Origin of the sequence: Phyllobacterium sp. 628 (assembly GCF_014189505.1) — a bacterium.
GTDB lineage: Bacteria > Pseudomonadota > Alphaproteobacteria > Rhizobiales > Rhizobiaceae > Phyllobacterium.
In genome coordinates this window covers 323,637-345,859 of record NZ_CP050301.1, presented here as the reverse complement: position 1 = coordinate 345,859, position 22,223 = coordinate 323,637, and the positions used below count along the sequence as shown (strand labels likewise).

At 55.6% G+C, this 22,223-nt stretch carries 17 protein-coding genes; 9 read left to right on the top strand and 8 right to left on the bottom strand.

Annotation, left to right across the window (positions count from 1 at the left end):
* The 3 genes from HB779_RS03245 to HB779_RS03235 all read right to left on the bottom strand — a co-directional run bounded on the left by HB779_RS03245 (position 1) and on the right by HB779_RS03235 (position 1,982).
* Entirely contained in the window at positions 1-786 is a 786-nt protein-coding gene (locus tag HB779_RS03245; RefSeq protein ID WP_188344378.1) for an ImuA family protein, read from the bottom strand.
* Between the two features lie 105 nt (positions 787-891).
* Positions 892-1,398 carry a GNAT family N-acetyltransferase gene (locus HB779_RS03240; RefSeq protein WP_188344377.1) on the bottom strand — a complete coding sequence of 169 codons (507 nt, stop codon included), beginning with the start codon at positions 1,396-1,398 and terminating at the stop codon, positions 892-894.
* Between the two features lie 155 nt (positions 1,399-1,553).
* Complete coding sequence (locus HB779_RS03235) at positions 1,554-1,982, bottom strand: Lrp/AsnC family transcriptional regulator (protein ID WP_188344376.1); 429 nt, start codon at positions 1,980-1,982, stop codon at positions 1,554-1,556.
* Positions 1,983-2,101: 119 nt separating this feature from the next.
* Between HB779_RS03235 and HB779_RS03230 the strand changes: the two genes are divergently transcribed.
* The 4 genes from HB779_RS03230 to HB779_RS03215 all read left to right on the top strand — a co-directional run bounded on the left by HB779_RS03230 (position 2,102) and on the right by HB779_RS03215 (position 6,073).
* Positions 2,102-3,205 carry a saccharopine dehydrogenase family protein gene (locus HB779_RS03230; RefSeq protein WP_188344375.1) on the top strand — a complete coding sequence of 368 codons (1,104 nt, stop codon included), beginning with the start codon at positions 2,102-2,104 and terminating at the stop codon, positions 3,203-3,205.
* A gap of 220 nt (positions 3,206-3,425) precedes the next feature.
* Positions 3,426-4,445, top strand: coding sequence for an ABC transporter substrate-binding protein (locus HB779_RS03225; protein WP_188344374.1), 1,020 nt, complete (start codon positions 3,426-3,428; stop codon positions 4,443-4,445).
* Positions 4,446-4,451: 6 nt separating this feature from the next.
* Positions 4,452-5,285, top strand: a complete 834-nt coding sequence (locus HB779_RS03220; protein ID WP_188344373.1) for an ABC transporter ATP-binding protein — start codon at positions 4,452-4,454, stop codon at positions 5,283-5,285.
* The gene (locus tag HB779_RS03215; RefSeq protein WP_188344372.1) at positions 5,282-6,073 is read left to right on the top strand and encodes an ABC transporter permease; all 792 of its coding nucleotides are present in this window, start codon (positions 5,282-5,284) and stop codon (positions 6,071-6,073) included. The genes HB779_RS03220 and HB779_RS03215 overlap by 4 nt, the downstream gene beginning before the upstream one ends.
* A 35-nt stretch (positions 6,074-6,108) precedes the next feature.
* Here HB779_RS03215 and HB779_RS03210 read toward each other — a convergent pair whose 3' ends face one another.
* The 3 genes from HB779_RS03210 to HB779_RS03200 all read right to left on the bottom strand — a co-directional run bounded on the left by HB779_RS03210 (position 6,109) and on the right by HB779_RS03200 (position 10,211).
* Positions 6,109-7,398 (bottom strand): MFS transporter, encoded by a 1,290-nt coding sequence (locus tag HB779_RS03210; protein ID WP_188344371.1) that lies wholly within the window; start codon positions 7,396-7,398, stop codon positions 6,109-6,111.
* Between the two features lie 167 nt (positions 7,399-7,565).
* On the bottom strand, positions 7,566-8,816 hold the full coding sequence (locus HB779_RS03205; protein ID WP_188344370.1) for an aminopeptidase: 1,251 nt from the start codon (positions 8,814-8,816) through the stop codon (positions 7,566-7,568).
* Positions 8,817-8,897: 81 nt separating this feature from the next.
* Entirely contained in the window at positions 8,898-10,211 is a 1,314-nt protein-coding gene (locus HB779_RS03200) for an MFS transporter (RefSeq protein WP_188344369.1), read from the bottom strand.
* 344 nt (positions 10,212-10,555) lie between these two features.
* Between HB779_RS03200 and HB779_RS03195 the strand changes: the two genes are divergently transcribed.
* Positions 10,556-11,236 carry a superoxide dismutase gene (locus HB779_RS03195; RefSeq protein WP_188344368.1) on the top strand — a complete coding sequence of 227 codons (681 nt, stop codon included), beginning with the start codon at positions 10,556-10,558 and terminating at the stop codon, positions 11,234-11,236.
* 14 nt (positions 11,237-11,250) lie between these two features.
* Here the strand turns inward: HB779_RS03195 and HB779_RS03190 are convergent, their stop codons facing one another.
* The gene (locus tag HB779_RS03190) at positions 11,251-12,096 is read right to left on the bottom strand and encodes an SDR family oxidoreductase (RefSeq protein ID WP_188344367.1); all 846 of its coding nucleotides are present in this window, start codon (positions 12,094-12,096) and stop codon (positions 11,251-11,253) included.
* Positions 12,097-12,146: 50 nt separating this feature from the next.
* Positions 12,147-12,614, bottom strand: coding sequence for a hypothetical protein (locus HB779_RS03185; protein WP_188344366.1), 468 nt, complete (start codon positions 12,612-12,614; stop codon positions 12,147-12,149).
* A 319-nt stretch (positions 12,615-12,933) separates the two neighbouring features.
* Here HB779_RS03185 and HB779_RS03180 point away from each other — a divergent pair, with 319 nt between their 5' ends.
* The 4 genes from HB779_RS03180 to HB779_RS03165 all read left to right on the top strand — a co-directional run bounded on the left by HB779_RS03180 (position 12,934) and on the right by HB779_RS03165 (position 21,886).
* Positions 12,934-13,920: an MlaD family protein gene (locus HB779_RS03180; RefSeq protein WP_188344365.1), complete on the top strand. Its 987-nt coding sequence runs from the start codon at positions 12,934-12,936 to the stop codon at positions 13,918-13,920.
* Between the two features lie 83 nt (positions 13,921-14,003).
* Entirely contained in the window at positions 14,004-14,369 is a 366-nt protein-coding gene (locus HB779_RS03175; protein WP_188344364.1) for a hypothetical protein, read from the top strand.
* A 3-nt stretch (positions 14,370-14,372) separates the two neighbouring features.
* Positions 14,373-14,519 carry a hypothetical protein gene (locus HB779_RS03170; protein WP_188344363.1) on the top strand — a complete coding sequence of 49 codons (147 nt, stop codon included), beginning with the start codon at positions 14,373-14,375 and terminating at the stop codon, positions 14,517-14,519.
* Positions 14,520-15,466: 947 nt separating this feature from the next.
* Positions 15,467-21,886, top strand: a complete 6,420-nt coding sequence (locus HB779_RS03165; protein ID WP_188344362.1) for a putative Ig domain-containing protein — start codon at positions 15,467-15,469, stop codon at positions 21,884-21,886.
* Positions 21,887-22,223: the final 337 nt, after the last annotated feature.

The following is a 22,223-nucleotide window of genomic DNA, read 5'->3' as shown; positions in this document are numbered from 1 at the left end:
TCAGCCCGTTGCGGATTTTCGCGTTTGAGGCGGTCGGTGGGCAGGTGTGGAAACCACAGTGCCAGAAACCGGTTCGATCTGTCTGAAAACATGCTCATCACTCTCCCATTGCAGGATCCAATGACCTGTCATGCCTTGCCTGTTGCGAATAAGGGTTGCGTCGAACACCGGATGCCCGGGCGCGCTGGCGCCGCTGGATTGCGAAGGTGCGGACCGGATCAGCCAGCGTGTGACAGCGGAATTATCGGCAGGTGTTGCTCCCAGCCGCAGCAGAAAGGCCGGTACATCTGTCTGCTGGGCGGTAAGCAGCAATTTGCGCGATGCCGTCAGGTCGAGGCATTTCGGATTGCTCCAAGGGGCAATGATGACAGCGCCGGTTCCCCGGATGCCCAGACTGTCTGCAGCGGCTTTCAAAACATCCTGCGGTGAAGCGCAACGCACGATGATCAGGCGCTCGGGATCAAGCCCAAGGTTTTCAAGGCCGGGCGCATAGGGAAAACCGTGCTCCCGTATGGCGAAATCCTCTTCCAGCCAGAGAATGGGGCTGTTTGCGCCCGCAGATCGCAAGGCAAGGGCGATGACAAATCCCGTTGCAGCGCCCGCATCGTTCATCTTGGTCGAAAACACCTCATGCAGGGCGCCACGCTGCAAGCCTCTGCTGAGCATCGCGTCGATGCTTTTGTCGCCGAAATCAAAGGCAGTGCGCGGCGCATGGGCTTCGAGCGCGTTTCGTTCGCTCAAAGCCGCAATATCGCGTCGTAAAGCCCCAAGGTCGACAGTCGTCACCACGGTTTCCTCTAAATGTTCATGATATGTTCCATTATGGAATCCAATGGCATGGAGAGTCAAGGGTAAGCGGAATTTACCGCCGTTCTTATTCGACAGTTATGATTAGAGGCTTTTGCAAGAGCGTCTTTTACAAGGTTTTTCGAAAGAAAATCTGGCGACCCTGCCAGCGCTTGGAAATGGATCAAATCCAAAGCCTGTGTATATTTTAGTCGAGGCTATATTGAATTCATTTGTATCAAGGCATACCCCTACACAACCGGCTTTTTGTGCCCGGCTAAGGGCAAATCCAATGAGTGATTTCCCGATACCGAGTTTGCGTGACTTGGGATCCACAAAGAGATCCTCAATGGTGGCCTCCAATCCGCTGGCCCACATTGAATAGCGAAAACGCTGCAGAACGTATCCTACCGGTTTTTCATCATACGTGGCGATGCAGAACTCAGCATCCTGTGATGTGAGGAGTTTTCGGATACTGTTGCCAAATTGAACATCACTTGGCGCATCACGCTCAAGATGGTTTCGAAAAAGAATCGCCATGGCGACTATAGTTTGTTCGTCTTGAGGGCTGGCGACGCAAAAATTCAGTTGGCTAGAATCAATATTGGTCATGGGATTTCTTTTTTGGGCAAGCTTATTGCCGTCTCTCAATTAATGGTTGAAATAAATGTGTTTTTATTTGTTCGCTAATAATTATCGGGTCTTTGCAACGTGGTGCGGGACTTGTGTATAGTCAAGCAGACTCTGATCAAACGGAAATCGCGGTCTTAACGGTCGATCCGCGTTGAGAGGATAATAGAGGAAATAGTGCGCTCCACCCCCTCCAGCGCCCCGATCTGATCCAGTAAAGTGTCAAGCTCGCTGATGGATGGTGCTTCCAGGATCACGATCATATCATACTGCCCGCTGACCGAATGCAGGGTCCGTACCCAGGCAATTTCCCGCAATGCCTCTTCAACGCGCTTGGCGAATTTCGGCAGGGCGGTAACCAGCACATGGGCCTTGACCAGATTGCGCTCATATTCCGGCGAAAGTTGCACACTGTAGCCGCGAATCATGCCGCGTTTTTCCAGCCGCTCGATTCGGCTTTGCACCGTGGTGCGCGACACTCCGAGCTTGCGGGCGAGGTCCGCAGTCGAGGCGCGGGCATTCTCGCGCAACAGGGAAAGCAGGGCGTGGTCGGCATCTGTCAGCATAATGTCAAACTCGTACGGCGTATTGCCAAAATTTAGGCGTGATATCGTCAGTTTACACGCTTCATTTCGACGAGCAAGCCTGCGAAAATAACGAAGCTTTGAAATCCAAGGGGAAACACATGAAAGAGATCGTCATCGTCGGCGCCGGTAAAATCGGCGGCACCATTGCCAACCTTCTGGCCAATACCGGAGATTACCGCGTTACCGTTGTTGACCGGGCACAGGCCCAGCTTGACGGTCTCGATATTTCGCCGCTGGTTGTGACCCGCTGCATTGAAATCGGTGAAGAAGGCGCGCTGGAAAAAGTGCTTGCTGGCAAGTTCGCCGTCCTCAGCGCCGCTCCTTTCCATCTGACCACCCGCATTGCCCAGGCAGCCGCCACTTCAGGCGTGCATTATCTCGATCTGACCGAAGATGTTGCCAGCACCCGCATTGTCAAACAGCTGTCCGCAACGGCGAAGACCGCGTTCATTCCCCAGTGCGGCCTTGCTCCGGGTTTCATCTCGATTGTTGCCAATGATCTGGCCAAGCGCTTTGACAGCCTGGAAAGCGTGCGCATGCGCGTTGGCGCCCTGCCGCAATATCCGTCCAATGCGCTCAACTACAATCTGACCTGGAGCACGGACGGCGTTATCAATGAATATTGCGAACCATGCGAAGCCATCGTTGACGGCGAACTGACTGAAGTGCCGCCTCTGGAAGAGCGTGAAGAATTCTCGCTCGACGGTGTTACCTACGAGGCTTTCAATACTTCCGGCGGTCTTGGCACTTTGTGCGAGACGCTTCTCGGCAAGGTTCGGACGCTGAATTACCGCACGATCCGCTATCCCGGTCATGCCGCCATCATGAAGGCACTACTCAATGATCTTGGCCTGCGCGACCGCCGCGATGTGTTCAAGGACATTCTGGAGAACGCACTGCCGTCCACCATGCAGGATGTCGTGGTGATTTTCGTGACCGTCAGCGGCCGTAAGAAGGGCCGTCTGCTGCAGGAAACCTATGCGAACAAGGTTTACAGCGGTCATATCGGCAATGTGCTTTACAGCGGCATTCAGATCACCACGGCTTCGGCCATCTGTGCTGTCCTTGATATGCTGGCCAATGGCGATCTGCCACAGCAGGGTTTCCTCAAGCAGGAAGATATCGCGTTGGATGCGTTCCTCGCCAACCGTTTCGGCAAGGCCTATGCCCAGCACGATACGGCAGGACGCCTCGTCGCCTGATACTCCACAAGAAGAAGTACGCTTTCAAAAATCACGCGCTGGACCCGTTTCCAGCGCGTTTTTTGTTGCGATCACTCCTGGGGGAGTGGTTGTTTCCTCGCCTTGCGCTTCGGGAATCCGGGTGGTAGCGTTTTGAAAACACGTGAAAACAGGCAGATATCACGTCACTCCTCGAGGGTTTTGCGTCTTGAGGATGGCAAGTGATGTCGGGAGGAAAACAATGGAACGGCGCGAATTTCTGATAAGCACAGCAGCACTGTCCGTGCTGGCGGCATCAAACACCAAACTATTGGCACAGACAGGCGGCGCTCTGGAAAAAACCAGCTTGACGCTAGGTGTCGGTGGCAAGCCGCTGCTCTATTATCTTCCGCTGACCATTGCCGAGCGCCGCGGGTTCTTCAAAGACGAAGGGCTTGATGTGACGATCAATGATTTTGGCGGCGGGGCAAAATCCCTGCAGGCGTTGGTTGGCGGTTCGGTTGATGTCGTTACCGGAGCCTATGAACACACGATTCGCATGCAAGCCAAGGGGCAGGATATCCGTGCGCTGTGCGAGCTTGGGCGATTTCCTGCCATCGTTATTGCCGTGCGCAAGGAACTGGCGGACAAGGTCAAATCCCCGGCTGATTTCGCTGGTCTGAAGCTGGGTGTTACCGCGCCCGGATCGTCGACCGCGCTGACCATTCAATATGCGATGGTCAAAGCCGGTCTCAAAGCGTCCGATGCGCCGCTGATAGGCATTGGCGGCGGTGCGAGCGCGGTGGCTGCTATCAAGCAGGGCCAAGTGGATGTGATTTCGCATCTCGATCCAGTTATTTCCAAGCTGGAAGCCGACGGCGATATCAAAGTCCTCATCGATACCCGCACTGAGGAAGGCACTCGAGCATTGTTTGGCGGGTCTAATCCGGCGGCGGTTCTTTACGTGAAGAAGGACTTTGCGGATGCGAACCCCAACACCTCAAAAGCGCTGGTCAATGCCTTTGTCAAATCGCTGAAATGGCTGCAAAGCGCCACGCCGGAACAAATTGCCGACAGCGTTCCTGCCGAATATCAGCTTGGTGACAAGCCGTTATATCTGAAAGCTATTGCCAATTCGCTCCCGACCTATTCGCTGGACGGAGTCTTGCCGATGGAAGGAATGCAGTCGGTTCTCAACACATTGAAAATCCTCGATCCGGAATTTGCCAATGCGACAATCGATCTTGCCGCCACTTATGATGACCGTTTCATCAAGGCGTAAGGACGGATGACAATTGCACAAAAGGCCGGGCTGGACGCCAATGCGGTTGAGCTCGACGGCGTCAAGATTGCTTTCCAGTTGCCGGACGGCGGCACCTATGAGGCGGTCGGCGAAACCCACCTGACAGTGAGCGACCGCGAATTTGTCGCCATCGTCGGGCCGACGGGCTGCGGAAAATCCACGCTGCTGAATGCAACAGCAGGTTTGCTCAAACCCGCGCAGGGGCAAGTGCGGACATTTGCCAAGCCCCTGGCCGGATTGAACAAACATGCGGGTTATCTGTTCCAGCAGGATTCGCTGATGCCCTGGAAGACGGCAATCGATAATGTCGCTATCGGGCTTGAGGTGGCGGGCACGCCGCGCCGCGAAGCACTGGAGCGGGCGCGGGTCTGGCTTGGCAAGGTGGGGCTCGCGGCTTTTGCCGATCGCTATCCGCATATGTTGTCGGGCGGTCAGCGCAAGCGTGTCGGGCTTGCACAAGTGCTGATCCGCGATCCCAAAATTCTGCTGATGGATGAACCATTCGGGCCGCTGGATGCACAGACACGGCTGATCATGGGTGATTTGCTGCTTAATTTGTGGTCGGCGGATCGCAAGGCGGTGATGTTTGTCACCCACGATCTCGATGAGGCCATTGGCCTTGCGGACCGGGTGATCATCATGTCGGCCGGGCCATCTTCGCGCATCATCGGCAATTACGCGATTCCGCTGCCACGTCCACGCGATATGGCCGAGATCCGATCTGATCCGCAGTTCCATGAAGTGCACCGGGAAATCTGGAATGCGCTGAAAGAGGAAGTGCTGAAAGGCTACCGGCAATCGGAAGAGGTCCAGTCATGAACCGGTTGACGCTGTTATCCCTGCAGGTTCTGGTCGCTGTGATTACGCTGGTTTTCTGGCATATTGCTTCCACCACGACCCTTATCGGCAATCCGAAAACCATCAGCTTTTTCTTCGCCGAGCCGCTCGCGGTTGGCAAGCGCATGGTCCAGTGGTTCATCGAAGGTTCGATCTGGTATCACCTCGGCATCACTCTGACCGAAGCAGCGCTGGCCTTTATCATCGGTTCGCTCTGCGGCATCATCATCGGCTTCTGGTTTGCCCGCAAGCCTTTGCTGGCGGCAGTGTTCGATCCCTATGTCAAAGCAGCCAATGCCTTGCCCCGTGTGGTACTGGCACCGATTTTTGCGCTGTGGCTCGGGCTTGGCATCTGGTCCAAGGTGGCGCTTGGCGTAACGCTGGTGTTTTTCATCGTCTTTTTCAATGTATATCAGGGCGTGAAGGAAGTGAGCCCTGCCGTTCTTTCCAATGCCCGTATGCTGGGTATGAACGAGCGCCAGCTTCTGCGCCACGTCTATATGCCCTCGGCTCTGTCATGGATGTTCTCCTCGCTACACACCTCTGTCGGTTTTGCCGTAGTGGGAGCGGTGGTCGGGGAATATCTGGGATCTGCGGCGGGACTTGGCTATCTTATCCACGAGGCCGAAAGCGTGTTTGACGTCACCGGGGTGTTTGCAGGAATGTTCGTGCTGATGGCTTTCGTCATTCTGGTCGACTGGCTGGTCACGCTGGTTGAAAACAGACTTCTTGTCTGGCGGCCTAAAACTTCCATCATTTCGACGCGGTAGAAAGCCGCCACCGGAAAACCGGTGGCGGCCAAATATCAGATTGTGGTCAGATCTTTTCCGCGTGTTTCGCGTGACAGGAACACACAGACAATGCCGGGGATGACCATGATTGCGGCATAGATGATGACCGCATGCGGGGTGCCTGTTGCATTGAGAAGCAGGGTAGCGATCAAGGGCGCAACCGAGCCACCCACAACGGAGGCGACCTGATAGCTGATCGACATGGCGGAATAACGCACATGTGTCGGGAAAAGCTCCGTGAAGAACGGCGCCATGCTGCCGACGATGATGCCATGGAATGTCAGGGTCAGCAGCGTTGCCTGCAGAACCTGCTGCGGATCGGCGCCGTGCGGCAGGCTGAAGAGATAGGCGCCTGCGGCAAGGCCGCCAATAAGTCCTAACAACATCAATGGTTTGCGACCGAAGCGATCCGACGCATAGGCGGCGACCATGATGACAATCACTTCAAGGATCGAACCCCAGAACAGCGCGCCTACGCCAACGGAACGGGCCAGCCCGAGGAATTGCACGGTCAGTACAAGGAAAAATGTGGTGAACAGGTAAAACAATGTATTTTCAGCGGTTTTGACCAGAAATACCTGGCCCATGGGCTTGCTGAAATGCTTGAAGGCTTCGGACAGGGGCGCAGCGGGTACAGTTTTGCGCTTTTCCACCAATTCGATGAAGGCGGGCGATTCTTCAACCCTGCGGCGCATCCAGAAGCCAAGAACAACCAGAACTATGGAAAACAGGAACGGCAGCCGCCATGCCCAGTCGATAAAACCCTGTTCGCCGAAGCGCAAAGTCAAAAAGCTGATTGTGGCCGCGGCGAGCACGTTTGCGGCCGGTCCGCCGATCATCGGGAAGCTGGTCCAGAAGCCGCGCTGCTTACCGGGCATGGATTCGGCCACGATGAGCAGGGCACCCGTGGCTTCGCCGCCAACGGCAATGCCTTGAAAAATACGCAGCAAAACCAGAAGGATGGGGGCAAGAACCCCAACGTTCGCATAGGTCGGCAGAAGGCCCATGGCAAAGGTCGAGCCGCCCATCATGGCAAGGCTGACCACGAGCGCATTCTTGCGGCCAATGCGATCACCAAGCACGCCAAAGATGATGCCGCCCAGCGGGCGGGCGATGAAACCGATGGCAAATGTGCTTAGCCCAAGCAGGATACCAGTCGCCGGATCGGCGGTTGGAAAGAACGCCTTGTCAAAAACCAGAACCGCACATGTGGCGAAAACAAAGAAATCGTACCATTCGATGATGGTACCAACGGCGCTGGCAAAGAGCAGCCTTGCGCGTTTTCCGAACCCGTCCTGAGCCATTATTTCTCCTCCCAATGGCAATAAAATTACGTGGGGAGGGGTTCTAGTGGCTCATTTTGTAACCATCAATGCAGTCAGTGCAGTCGATTCCACCTTTTAGCCACAATTGAAGGGCTTTCGCCGCCTTTTGGCTGCGTGATCCTGATGCAGTGGTTGTAAGCGGCAGATCAGGCCCACTCGCCTTTGCGCATGACGGGGACAGAACTGCCATCCCCGTTGATGCCGTCAACATCGATTTCGCCCGAGCCGATCATCCAGTCGATGTGGATCAGACTCTTGTTGCCACCGCGTGCCGCTACCTCTTCGGGTGTCAACTTGTCTCCGTTGACGAAGCATTTTGAGTAACACTGTCCAAGCGCAATGTGGCTCGCGGCGTTCTCGTCGAACAATGTGTTGAAGAACAGGAGGCCGGAAGCCGAGATCGGCGACGAATGCGGCACCAGCGCCACCTCGCCCAGACGCCGCGCACCGTCATCGGTGTTGAGGACCTTGTTGAAGACCTCTTCGCCACGCGATGCCTTGGCATCGACGATTTGGCCACCTTCAAAACGCACGGAGATATTCTCGATCAGCGTGCCTTGATGGGACAGCGGCTTGGTGCTGGAGACATGGCCATCTACACGCAGGGCGTGCGGCGTGGTGAAAACTTCCTCGGTTGGAATATTCGGGTTGCAGGTAATGCCATTCTTGGCGGTCGATGCGCCGCCCTGCCACTGATGTTCATCCGCAAGGCCGACAACAAGATCGGTGCCCGGTCCCCTGAAATGCAGCGAGGCAAAGTTGTGGCCGTTCAGCCATTCGCGGCGTTCACGCAGGACTGCATTGTGATCGCGCCAGGCTGTCACCGGATCATCGATATCGACACGCGAGGCGGCAAAGATGGCATCGGCAAGTTTGGCAACTGCAGCCTCTTCATCAAGATCCGGGAAAACCTGCTTGGCCCAGGATGGATTCGGATACGAAACAATGTTCCAGTTGACGTCGAACCCGGCAATCTTTTCCAGCGCAGGCTGGTAGGCCTTCGATGTGGCGCGGTTGGCGCGGGCAACCTTTTCCGGGTCCTGCTCTGAAAGCAGCATGGGATTGTCACCGGCAATGGCGAGGCGCGCTGTGTTGTTTGAAAAAGCCTTGGCCATGCCTTCATAAAGCCAGCCGGCCGCGCGGTCGAAACTTTCGACCGGCGCATTGCGATATCGCATCAGCGTCGCCTCTTCATCGGAATAAAAGGGGGTGACGATACCGGCCCCAGCCTTATAGGCATGTTCGGTGATGCGGCGTACCAGCGGCAGCGCAGCCAGCGGCGCTGTCAGCAAAAGGTCTTGTCCGGGCTGCAATTGCAGGCCGATCTTGATGGCAACTTCTGCCAGACGGTCAAGTTTAACAGGATCGATAGGATTGGTATTGGCTGGTGAGGTCATGATGCTTCCGGAATGGTTCATGAAAGGTCGGGGCAAAGCGGGAGGCACTGCAGCGATTGCAGCGCCTCCTCCGAGTTTTGATCAATCCTCTTCGATGAGGCTGTGGTCGCGGCTGTCACGCATCTTGATATAGACGATCAGCGACAGGCCGATCATGATGGTCACATACCAGAAGAACCATGTTTCATGACCCATCTGCTTGAACTTCAGGGCCACCCATTCGGCCGTACCGCCAAAGATCGTGTTGGCCAGCGCGTATGGTAAAGCCACACCAAGAGCGCGGATGTGGGCGGGGAAAAGCTCAGCCTTCACCACCGCATTGATTGAGGTATAGCCGGTGACGATCAGCAAACCCGCCAGTGACAATGCAAAGGCAACGTACGGGCTGGTGGTGACGGCGAGTGTGGAGAAAATCAGATAGGTGAAGAGAACACCGAGAATGCCGAAGCCAACCATCAGCGGCTTGCGGCCGATCTTGTCGGAAAGCGCACCAGCAAGTGGCTGGCAGAGCATAAAGATCAGAAGCGCCAGCGCGGTGATTTCACTCGACGATTCCTTGCTGAAGCCTGACGTGTTGACGAGGAATTTTTGCAAGTAAGTCGTGTAGGCATAAAAGGCCAGCGTGCCGCCTGAAGTCAAAGCGAGTACGGTGAATGCTTCTTTCGGATAATGCCGAAACAGGGCAAAGCCGCCGGATTTCGCTTTGTCGGAGTTTTTGGCATTGTGGAAGGACTGGGTCTCGGCAAGCCCGCGTCGGATATAGAAAACCGCGATGGCCAGAACGCCGCCAATAGCAAAAGGAATACGCCAGCCCCAGGCACCAAGCTGCTCCGGTGTCAAAATCCGCTGCAGGATGAGCAGGACGACAAGGGCAACCAGCTGGCCGGAGATCAACGTTACATATTGAAAGCTGGAATAAAAGCCGCGGCGGTTCTTACCAGCCATTTCGCTGAGATAGGTGGCACTGGCGCCATATTCACCGCCAACACTCAAACCCTGCAACAGGCGTGCCAGAACCAGAAGGGTTGGTGCTGCCAAGCCGATGGTCTCGTAGCCGGGGGTGACTGCAATCAGCAGCGAGCCGAGGCACATCAGCGTTACGGAAAGAGTGAGGCCGGCTTTACGCCCTTTACGATCTGCATAGATGCCCATCACCCAGGCACCGATCGGCCGCATCAGGAAGCCGACGGCAAAAACGGCGGCGGCGCTGAGGAGTTCGGCAGTCTGGTTGCCGGATGGGAAAAACACCGGTGCAAAATAGAGGGTAAAGGCGGCGTAGACATACCAGTCATACCACTCGACCAGATTGCCTGCAGAGCCGCCGATGATGGATTTCAAACGGGTTTTGACATCGGGTGCGGCGGTGAGAGGCGCGTTTGCGGCTATATCGCTCATGAAAATTCCAATCTTTTATATTGGCTGGCCGTTTATGCCGGAAGGATATTTCGGCACGGCGTTTTTGGTTTGGAATGGAGACTCCCTGGACGTTAAGTCTTAGGCCAGCACTTTGGATAATTCAAACACTTATCGCTGTGGCGGGCATTGTCGGACAATCGCGGTCAATTGACGGGCGCTGGCATATCAAAGCGTGGTAGAACGAACGGGAAATTGCGATGATGCGGGAACTCCCTGCGCTTGGTGCCGTTTCCGCACTGTCAAACATTCTGTTCATGGCCAAGGCTCAGCGGCGCTGACAACGGCCGTGTGATTTCGCTGTTAACAACCCTCAGGAGAACAAGATGGATATGAACAGACGCGATATGCTGGTGCTTTCAGGCGCCGTAGCGGCGACCACGCTTTTTGCTCCAGCCATTCAGGCGCATGCGGCCGCACCTTTCAAGCAGCCGGAATTGCCCTATGCCGAAGATGGACTTGCCCCTGTTATCTCCTCCCGCACCGTTGGCTTGCATTATGGCAAGCACCATGCGGGCTATTTCAAGAAGCTCAATACGCTGGTTGAAAAGACGCCCTATGCCGATCTTTCACTCGATGAGGTTGTTGTGAAAGCCAAGAAGGAAGGCAATGTCCCCATCTTCAACAATGCAGCACAGGCATGGAACCACAATCTCTACTGGGAACAGTTCAAGGGCGGGTCTGCCGCAGCAAAAGGTGCTTTTGCAACGGCTGCCGAAAGCGGCTTTGGCGGTCTTGATGGTTTGAAGAAAAAGATCGTGGCGGAGTCAGACAATGTATTCGGCACCGGCTGGGTCTGGCTGGTCAAGGATGGTGACAAGATTGCCGTGGTAGGCATGCAGGATGCGGGTGATCCGCTGGCTGAAGGCAAGAAGGCGCTTCTTGGTATTGATGTGTGGGAACACGCCTACTATCTCGATTACGAAAACCGCCGGGCCGAACATGTCGAGACCGTGCTCAACAAGCTTGTTAACTGGCAGTTCGTTTCCGAACGCTTCGACGCCTGATCGCGTGTTTGGCTTTATTTTTCCCGCTTGAGAAAGGCGGCGAAGGCATTCTGGTAGTCCTCATGCCACCGTGACAAGGGCGGGCGGTTTTCGACGATATCGCCCGCTGCCCAAAGAATGCGACGCTCGTCGGTGCTGCGCGCCACATCATTGTCCGGGCACAGGATATAGAAATCCCCGGCATCGACGCTTGCGAACAGGAAATCCACCGTCTGCTCCGGCGTCCAGGCTCCTGCAGGCTTTTCCGTCCTGTTGCCAGCGGTCAGTCCGGTGAAGACAAAACCCGGAATGAACAGATGCGCCGTCACCTGACAGTCTTTGGTGTTGCGCAATTCATGCTGCAAAGCTTCGGTGAAGGTTTTCACGCCCGATTTGGAGGCATTATAGGCAGGATCGCCGGGTGGGGTGGTGATGCCTTGTTTGGAGCCGGTGTTGATGATGAGCCCGGGCATTTGCCGGGCAACCATTGCAGGACCGAAGACCTGTGTGCCACGCACGATACCAAAGAGATTGACCTCAATGATCCTGTCCCAGCTTTCCGGGCTGAAAACGCTGCTGCCGGGCTGAATGCCGGCATTGTTCATGAGCACGCTGACCGGCCCAAGCTCGGCTTCAACAGTCTGTTGCAGATGCTTGAGGTCTTTGACCTTTGATATATCCGTGCTGACGGCGATGACATTGGCGGCTTCACCATGTTCGCGCACCGTCGCGAGCGCTGCATCAAGCTTTTCTCCTGGCAGGTCGGCGATGCAGACTTTCAGTCCCATCGATGCGAGACGGATCGCGGCGGCGAGGCCAATGCCGGATGCGCCGCCGGTAATTACGGCAACATTGTCAGCTGTCAGGGCCGGATGGGGCATGGGGTAATCTCCTGCTTGGCTTCGATGGAACTATATGGGCAAGCGGCAGTCTAACCGAAATTGGGCACGCGGATATAATGTTCGAGCGGGCTGATCTGGCCCGGCATATCCGTTTCCGGTTCCTCCTCCTGCGCCGTTGCATCTTCGGCGCGCTGCTGACCGGCAAGCCGGGCTTCCTTTTGCAGGCGTGCTTCGCGGATTTCATTGTCCGAGCTTTCGCCCATGCACAACGCACCCAAAAGGATCATGCGCGCCTTGTCGGCGAGGCCGGAATGATCTTCGTTGAGGGCAATATCGAGGATAACGCGGCTGAAATCGGTTAGTTCAAGCGCTTTTCCTGTGCCATCGCGCAGAACGCTGCGCCGGTCATTTTCAGCGTTGATGAGGCTGTAGAGCTTTTCGCGCAGATCCGCGCCGATGGTTTCATACTGGCTTGCGAGGTTCGGTGCGGCGGCGGCGAGCTTTTGCTTCTGCCGCTCACGGTGCCGTTTTTGTCTCTCTGCGTTGGATAATGCCATTGGGTATGTCTGTGCCGTAACGAATGCGAATCACTTGCATGAACTTGATAAGGTTGCGTTCCCTAACGGGCAACAATGTGGTGACGTAACACACAGCCTGTTGATAAAGGCTGTTACGTTTTTTGGTTACGTAACGGCATTTGGCCGTAACTCCCGCGTTTTGCGACGTGTTGTAACCGGCCATTGAGTGACGGGCGAAAACACAGTTCTGCCCGGAACAAAGAAGATGGTGGTGGCGTTTGATGGAGCGTCCAGCTAGGAATATGACAGGTCAATCGCAGTTTCAGAACTCAGGCAGCTGCGATCAAACGGAACATGTATGGAAACCAAAGCCAATTATCTTCTGGTCGGAATGTTCACCTTGCTGGTGAGCCTGCTGGCGTTTGGCTTTGTCTACTGGATTGAACGGCTGGGTGACACCCGTCCGCAATCGATGCTGGAAATCCGGGTGCCAGGCTCTGTCACTGGTCTTAATGTGAAGAGCCAGGTTCTGTTCAATGGCTTGAAGGTGGGTGAAGTTACGCGGCTTTTCATTGATGCCAGCAACCCCGAAGTGGTGATTGCGCAGACAAAGATCGACTCGACCACGCCGATCACCCGCTCGACGCAGGCGGCACTGGCTTTCGTGCTGCTCAACGGACAGGCCTATATCGAGTTGAAGGGCGGCAAGAGCAATGAGCCCCTGCTGCTGGAAGAGGCGGAAAAGGAAGATACGATTGCGCGTATCGACATTGATCCGACCTCGTTGAAGACATTGGTGCAGACGGCACAGGACATTCTTCAGCGCGTTGACCGCGCGATGGATGATACGGAGAATTATCTCAACGAAATGAAGGGCCCCGCGCTGGAGCGGGCGCGTGCCGCCAAGGAATATACGGACAAGCTGGCTGACAGTTCTAAAATCATCAATGATTACGGCCAGCGCGCCCAGGATGTGCAGGCCGTCATTCACGATGCACGCGATACCATGTCACGCATCAACGATGCCTCGGTGAAGGTGGATGACCAACTGGCCCGTCTGGACAGGGAACTGTCCGAGGACAAAGGCAGCACTGTCAGCAATGTTCGCGAACAGCTGAAATCTTATCGCGAGACTGCCGATAGTCTGCAGGCGCGAATGGAGCCGATCCTGAAAACGTTGAGTGCCTACACGGGCGAAAAACTGCGTAGGGTGCAGTTGTTCATTTCCAATGCGCGGCAGTCGGTGGGGAATGTCGAGCGCGCCGTAACGGATTTTGACCGCAACCCGCAAGAGTTGTTGTTTGGCGGCGACAGCAAGGTGCCGGAATATAATGGCAAGCGCTAAGCCTGAGGGGCATTGGCGAGCCGAGGTAACACTCGACACTTTTCCGCTGGATGGATAGCGTTGAAAGCCAGATGGGGGATGCGATGCGGCTGGCAATAATCAATACAGGACTTGGAATTGTGATGCTTGCCGGTTGCACAACCACGGCAGGGGGCGGTGAAGCCAGTCTCGTGGCTGACGTGAAGCAACTGGTCACGACCTCCTATCAATGTCAGGACGTATTGGGGCGCGAGCCGCATTACTCGGCGATTGAAAGCAGCGAGACGATCCTGAAGGCGCTCGGCCGTTCGCCTGACGAGGCTGACAGAACCGTGCGCGGCTGGCTGAAAGGGTTGATTGCCTCGCCGAAACAGCCCTCTGATCTTGACCGCAAGACCTGCAAGGACACGCTGCTGAAACAGGCGGAAAAGGTACGGATCGCATTCGAGGCGCGCAAAACGAAGGGATGATGCATGGATGAGCCGCAAGCTCCGCAATTGCTCTCGCCGGTGCAGTTTGTGCTGGTGCTGATCTTTGCCACCGGCGTGAGTTCCGTGCTGTTTTATCCTGCTATGAGCGTGCTGGGTCGGATTGTCGGATTGTTCCGGGGTATGGGGTAGCGGCGCGGAAAACGCTTGGAACGAAAAGCACAAACCGCTTCTCGTCTCTCTGATCGGCTAGTGTGTGCCCATAACAAACCAGTTTTTAAGAATGCCGGTTGCGTGACGGGCCGATTGTATCCGCGCGATCATTGACCTTTAGGGCTGAAAGCGACTTTAGCCGGTCCCCCAAAGTTATGCTCTCCATTCGATATTCCAAATTTCCGTAGAACCTATCAAAGCGAGTGAACTGCAAAATTTGCAGCGAAACTACAAGAAGCGAGAATATGCGTCTTGGAATACTGAATATATTGGGTAATTCACCATTATAAGCAGCGTTTTCATTGTATTGTTGCTCGTATATTAGAATTGTTTTTCATTGTATCAAATAGAATCATGTATTTAACCGCATAACAGGTTCTCTGTAAAAATGAAGTTTTTCTGTTCAATAAAGTATACATAACGGTATGTGATGTTATATCGTATTTTATGTAAAACTATGTCGTATAGTGGAAATTGATGTTATTTTTACAACTACCAAAAAAATAGAATTAGATTCTCTAAGTTCTATTTAAGTAGATATTGACTTTCTTATTCGAACATAATTGTTTCAGGAGCCGCTGAGATATCAGTTATATTTCTGGTGAGCTGACTGTAACGTGTGGGGCGATTCAGACTGTACTTCAGTCTGGTCAATTTCTCAGCCGGGGGGCGAGATGGGGAATGCGGGAAACTTGTCAGCTTTTAGCGGCCGGATCAGTCGGGTTCCGGACAACCTACTGACGATCTGCATAGGTTTTTTCCTGCTTATCGGCGCGAGCTTGCTGTTCTCAAATCCGGCGGCGGCACAGAATTGCGGCCCGTACAATATGTCGGTTGTACATGGAGGTTCTGCGCAGATTACAGTGACGTGCGACCCGTTTGGCTTGAATAACCCATCAGTGACAACGCAGCCTCAGCATGGAACAGTGACTGTTCTGAATATAAACTCCGGGCTGATTGAGTATTCGCATAATGGTGGAGCTGATGTAGCGACCACTGATAGTTTTGTGCTTGCTGGCGCATCTGCCCAATCGATTCTAGTCAATGTCACGATCGGTCCAGCTTCGACGATGACCATTTCGCCCGGCGCACTTGGCTCCATGCGGGCCGGTGTCAGCTTCAACCAAACCCTTTCAGCTAGTGGCGGCGTTGCGCCCTATACGTTCTCGCTGGTGTCAGGCGGCGTGCCGGGGATAACGCTCAGCGGCAGCACTTTGTCGGGCACGCCGACGGAGCGAGGTGCGCATACACTGGTTGTTGAGGCAACCGATAATGTGGGTACAACAGCTCAGAAATCTTATGGTGCTACGGTTGCCAATCCGATCATGACGACGTCGCCCCTAAATCCGACTTTGGCCGTGGGGCAGCCGAGCACCGCATCGTTTGCGACCACCGGAGGCATTGCGCCTTATACCTACACCGTCAATAGCGGTACTTTGCCTCCCGGCGTCAGTCTTGCAAGCAACGGCAGTCTGACAGGGACGCCGTCAGCGGCTGGAACCTATACATTCGATATCGTCGCGAGGGAAAGTAGCACCAGTTCAGATTGTAACTGCCCGTTCTTCAAGTTGGATACTGTTACGGTCACCGTGGTTAATGTGGCGCCACCCGTTGCGAATGCGGTCTCGGCGATAGTTGCCTATAATTCGAGTGCCAATCCGATCACCTTGAATCTGACCGGCGGCGCAGCGGCTTCGGTTGCTGTCGCCAGCCAGGGCACGCACGGCACGGCCACCGCTTCAGGAACCTCGATAACCTACACGCCAACGGCCGGATATGCCGGGCCTGACAGTTTTACCTATACGGCGACGAATGCCGGTGGCACCTCGGTACCAGCCACGGCTACAATCACTGTCAGCCCACCCACACTATCCATGACGCCGGCATCTGGTGCCTTGCCATCTGCGACTGTTGGTGCAGCCTATAATCAGACGTTCACGGCATCTGGTGGTGCGGCCGCATACGCCTATTCCATCACAGCGGGCGCTTTGCCTGCTGGTCTCACTTTGTCGGGCAATGTCCTCAGTGGCACGCCAACGGCAGCGGGTTCCTTCACTTTCTCTGTGACTGCAAGCGACAGCTCGACGGGACCGAGCGCCCCGTTCAGCGTCACACGCAATTATTCCATCACGGTCAATCCGCCTGCGCCGGTCGCAAACCCGGTCTCTGCAACAGTTGCATTCAATTCGGTTGCCAATCCGATCACGCTGAACATCACGGGCACAGCGACTTCAGTCGCTGTTGGCACCCAAGGCACCAACGGTACTGCCACGGCATCTGGAACATCCATAACCTATACGCCGATAGCCGGTCGTGCCGGACCTGACAGTTTCACCTATACGGCAACGAATGCTTCCGGCACATCAGCGCCGGCCACCGTTACGATTACCATCAGTCCGCCCACATTGGCTTTGGCTCCGGCGGGGGGTGCTATCCCGGCTGCGACAGTCGGTACGGCCTATAGCCAGACATTCACGGCATCTGGTGGCACTGCCAATTATACCTATGCCGTAACGGCTGGTGCCTTGCCATCTGGTCTGACCCTGTCGGGCGCTGTTCTCAGCGGCACGCCAACGGCAGCGGGTCCGTTCAGTTTCTCAATTACGGCGACGGATAGCTCGACCGGAAGCGGTCCATTCAGCGTTACACAAAACTATTCGCTGTCTGTCGACCCGTCTATTCTTGTCTTGCCAGCCACCACCTTCGCCAGCGGCCAGATCGGTGTGGCATATTCAGCCTCGATCAATCCTGCAACAGGTGGCACTGCGCCTTATACTTACGCACTCACAGCGGGAGCACTGCCTGCCGGCATATCAATCTCATCGAGTGGAAACATCTCCGGAACTCCGACTGCTGCCGGAACCTTCAACTTCGCGCTCACTGCGACCGACAACGGGTCTGCCACTGCCAGCCAGAACTATGCGCTGACCATTACGGCGCCTACGCTCGCGATGACACCGGCAGCGGGCACGCTTACGCTCGCCTATGGCCAGGCTAACTCACAACCGTTCAGCACAACCGGGGGTACCGGGCCTTACGCATATTCTCTGGTTTCTGGCAGCTTGCCGGCGGGCATATCCTTTACCTCAGCGGGTGTGATGTCCGGAACGCCAACACAACCCGGACCTTATTCCGTCAACATCAGAGCGACGGATAGCAGTACCGGAACTGGTGCGCCGTTTTCCATCACCCAAAGCTATGTATTATCGGTGTCAGCACCGACAATCACTGTGGCACCTGCAACCTTGCCCAATGGCAGTGCCGGTACGCCCTATGCAGCCACTTTGACGGCCACAGGCGGCGTGGCGCCCTATAATTTTGCCTTGAGCAGCGGCAGCTTACCCGCCGGCATATCATTCAACTCGGCTGGCCAACTATCTGGCACACCAACTGTATCGGGGACGTTTTCGACGACATTCCTCGCCACCGATGCGAACGGTCAGACCGGTACACGAGCCTATACCTGGGTCATTGATGCTCCGACAATCACCGTTGCACCTGCAACCTTGCCAAATGGCACTGCCGGTACGCCCTATGCAGCGACTTTAACAGCCACGGGCGGCGTGGCGCCCTATAATTTTGCCTTGTCCAGTGGCAGCTTACCCGCCGGCGTGTCGTTCAACTCGGCTGGCCAACTATCTGGCACACCAACTGTATCGGGGACGTTTTCGACAACATTCCTCGCCACCGATGCCAACGGCTTTACCGGTACACGGGCCTATACCTGGGTCATTGACGCACCAACAATCGTTATAACACCTGCAACGCTGCCCAACGGTATTGCCGGAACGCCCTATACTGCCAACCTCTCCGCCACAGGCGGGACAGGACCTTATAGTTTCTCCCTGACAGCCGGGAGTTTGCCTATTGGCATCAGCCTCAACTCTGCGGGTCAGTTCACAGGAACACCAACGGCCGCGGGGTCATTCCCGATCACTATCACCGCGACCGATGCTCATGGCTTTACCGCAGCACAAGTCTATAACTGGACCATTTTTGCACCGACTGTCATCGTCAGCCCTGAAACGCTCCCGGCCGGAACAGTTGGCATCCCGTATTCACAAACCGTAAGCGCTACTGGAGGAACGGCTCCCCACACCTTTGCGATAACCGCAGGCAGTCTGCCAGCGGGCATTACACTGAATCCGGCAACGGGTGTTCTCAGCGGCATACCGTCAGCGCAGGTCACCGCCAACTTTACTGTTACCGCGACCGAGGCCAGCGCCGGACACTTTACCGGAAGCCGGGCATATACCCTCATCATCAACGCACCGACCATCACCTTGCCGCCAACAACCCTAGCAAACGCTACCGTTGCAACGCCGTACTCAGCATCGCTGAATGGAGCGACGGGTGGTACCGCACCTTATAGTTACACCATAACATCCGGGGCTCTGCCGGCAGGCCTGGTATTGTCGGCAGGTGGTGTCATCAGTGGAACACCCACCACCGCTGGCAATGGCACTTTCACGATCAGGGCAACCGATAGCTCGTCAGGAGCCGGTGCGCCATTCACGGCAAGCCAGACCTATTCGCTGATCGTCAACCAGCAGGCACCGATTGCCAACGCGGTCTCGGCGATTGTTGCCTACAACTCGAGTGCCAATCCGATTACGTTGAACATCACGGGCGGCGCGGCGGCTTCGGTTGCTATTGCCACCCAAGGCACCAACGGTACAGCAGCGGCTTCGGGAACGTCGATCACATACACGCCAACATCAGGACGCGCTGGACCTGACAGTTTCACCTATACCGCGACGAATGCATCGGGCACCTCTGCACCAGCCACGGTCACGATCACGATCAATGCGCCAACGCTTGCTTTGACTCCGGCGGCAGGAGCCTTGCCAGGTGCAATTGTGGGCACAGCCTACAACCAGACATTCACTGCAAGTGGTGGTGCAGCCAGCTATACTTACGCCATTACAGCCGGAGCGTTGCCAGCGGGTCTGTCTTTGTCGGCGGGTGGTGTTCTCAGTGGAGCTCCCACAGCAGTGGGCAATGCCAACTTTACCGTTACTGCAACCGACAGCTCGACAGGAACCGGACCATTCACTGTCATGCAAAACTATTCCGTGACTGTTATCGACGCCATACCCGTAGCAAATCCGGTTACCGCGACAGTACCATTCAACAGTGGTGCCAATCCCGTTACGCTCAATATTACCGGTACAGCTACATCCGTGGCGATTGCATCGGCGCCTTCATCCGGCACTGCTACTGCCAGCGGCACTGCCATAACCTACCAACCGGCTACGGGTTTCTCCGGCACGACTTCATTCACCTACACCGCAACCAATGCATCGGGCACATCAGCCCCGGCTCTTGTGACGATCATCGTCAATGTCGCGCCCCCGGTTGCCCAACCGCAAACCGTGTCAGTCGCCTTCAATCAGGCAAAAGCCTTTACCGTCACGGCGACAGGGGCAGGTCCGTTGTCCTATTCTCTGGTTACGGCCCCATCTCACGGTAACGCTGTGATCAGCGAAAGCGGAAGTGCCACCTATACGCCCAATAGCACGTTCAGTGGCACCGACAGCCTCGTCTTTGCTGCAAACGGTCCAGGCGGCGCAAACAATGCAACGGTGACATTCAACGTGGCCGCGCCAATGGCGATTGCGGATCTGTCGGCCCTGTCACCAAGTGCCGGTACGTTGCAGCCGGGGTTCTCGTCCGCCGTCACCAGCTATACCGTGGAAGTACCCAGTACCACCGAGACCATGTCGCTGACGCCTACGGCCACCGCGCCGAGCGCGACCATCACCGTTCAGGGCCAAGCCGTTGGTTCCGGTTCCTCCAGCGCCGCAATACAGCTGCCGGTCGGTCAGACCCGCATTGCAGTGGTTGTCACGGCGCAAGACAACACAACGACGAAGACCTATGAGGTCACAGTCCGCCGTCTGCCGCCAGCGCCAGTGGCCGCGTCGCGTACCGTTGAAGTGCTGGCTGGACAGACAGTCCATGTCGACCTGACGCAGGGATCAACTGGTGGGCCTTTCTCCAATGCACGCATCGTTAGCATTTCTGACAGGTCGGCAGGCCCTGTGAGCATTGATGCAAACCAGCCGGCCTTTGACATGGTTTATGCATCAGATCCCAACTACGCCGGCAATCTGCTGGTGCAATACACGCTCGCCAATCCCTATGGCACATCGAGCCCGGCGACGATCACCTTCATTGTCACGGCGCGTCCGGACCCGTCAAAGGATCCGGAGGTTATCGGCTTGCTGACCGCACAGGCCGACAGTGCCAAACGCTTTGCTGCCAACCAGATCCAGAACTTCAATTCACGTCTTGAGCAACTGCATGATGAAGGGGACCGGCGTAACAACAGCATGGCTATAAGGCTCGGATATTCTGAAGAAAATAATCCGGACGAAATGGATGAAGCATTCCGCAAACTGCTCGATCCCCGTGCGACGCCGGGAACAGCGAATGGCGTGCCTGATTTTGCCATGCATTCGTTTGCTGAAGAGAACCGGAAGAAGCAGAAGCAGAGCCAGCCAGCCCCGGACTTGAACCTTGGCAGACTGGCAGTGTGGACCGGCGGCTTTGTGAATTTCGGTGATCGCAATGATCGGGATCTGGATTTCGATTATACGACGATCGGTGTGAGTGCCGGTATGGACTACCGCTTCTCGAAGAAGTTCGTAGCCGGCTTTGGTTTCGGCTATGGCCGGGATGCATCGGATATTGGCGACAACGGTACGCAAAGCCGTGCCCATGCCTATAGTGCGGCGATCTATGGCAGCTACTCGCCGGTCAAGTCGATCTTCATCGATGGTTTGATCGGTGGGAGCTGGTTGGATTTCAGCAGCCAGCGCTATATCACCTCGACTGGCGATTTTGCCTCCGGCGATCGTGACGGCCAACAGATATTCGGCTCTGTTACCGCAAGCTATGAGCATCGCACCGATGCCTGGCTGATATCGCCCTATGGCCGGTTTGATTTCTCCCGGTCGTGGCTGAATGGCTTTACCGAAAAAAGCGGCGGTGCATATGCGCTGAAATATGGTGACCAGACTGTCGATACGCTCTCCGGCATTCTCGGTTTGCGCATGGAATACACCATTCCGATGGATTGGGGTGCGTTGAAGCCAGGCGCCCGTGCGGAATATACGCATGACTTTGAGGGGTCGAGCCAGATCAGGCTTGGTTATGCTGATACGGCGGGGCTTCCCTATGATCTGAGCACTGAAAGCAGCGGCAACGACTATGTCACACTCGGTCTTTCGCTCGATGCACAACTTAACACCGATTGGAACGCGAATTTTGACTACCGTACAACCGTCGGCGCAGACAATCAGAACCATGCATTCGGGTTGCGCGTTGGCAAAAAGTTCTAACGGATCACGCTAGACGAAAAGTCTTGGGGGAGGGGCTGTTTGCTTCTCCCCAATCTCTTGATAGCGTTCAACTAGAGCAAGTTTTGTTTATTTGGAGCCGTTCTGCCGGAGGGAATTTGTGGGCAAGGTCAAGGGGTTTGACAAGACCGATGTTTACCCATCGGGCGACGTCAAAGCCCGCAGAAATTGGCCCAAATTCACCCGGCCCTTCGGGTTTCCGGCTGGCGGACACCCACTTTGTCAGGCAGCTTCGTCCGATGGGTAAACATCGGCCTCGCTACCTTCCGCGTGGATTGCCTCGCCATCCGAGAAACAGAACTGGCTTCGAATAAACAAA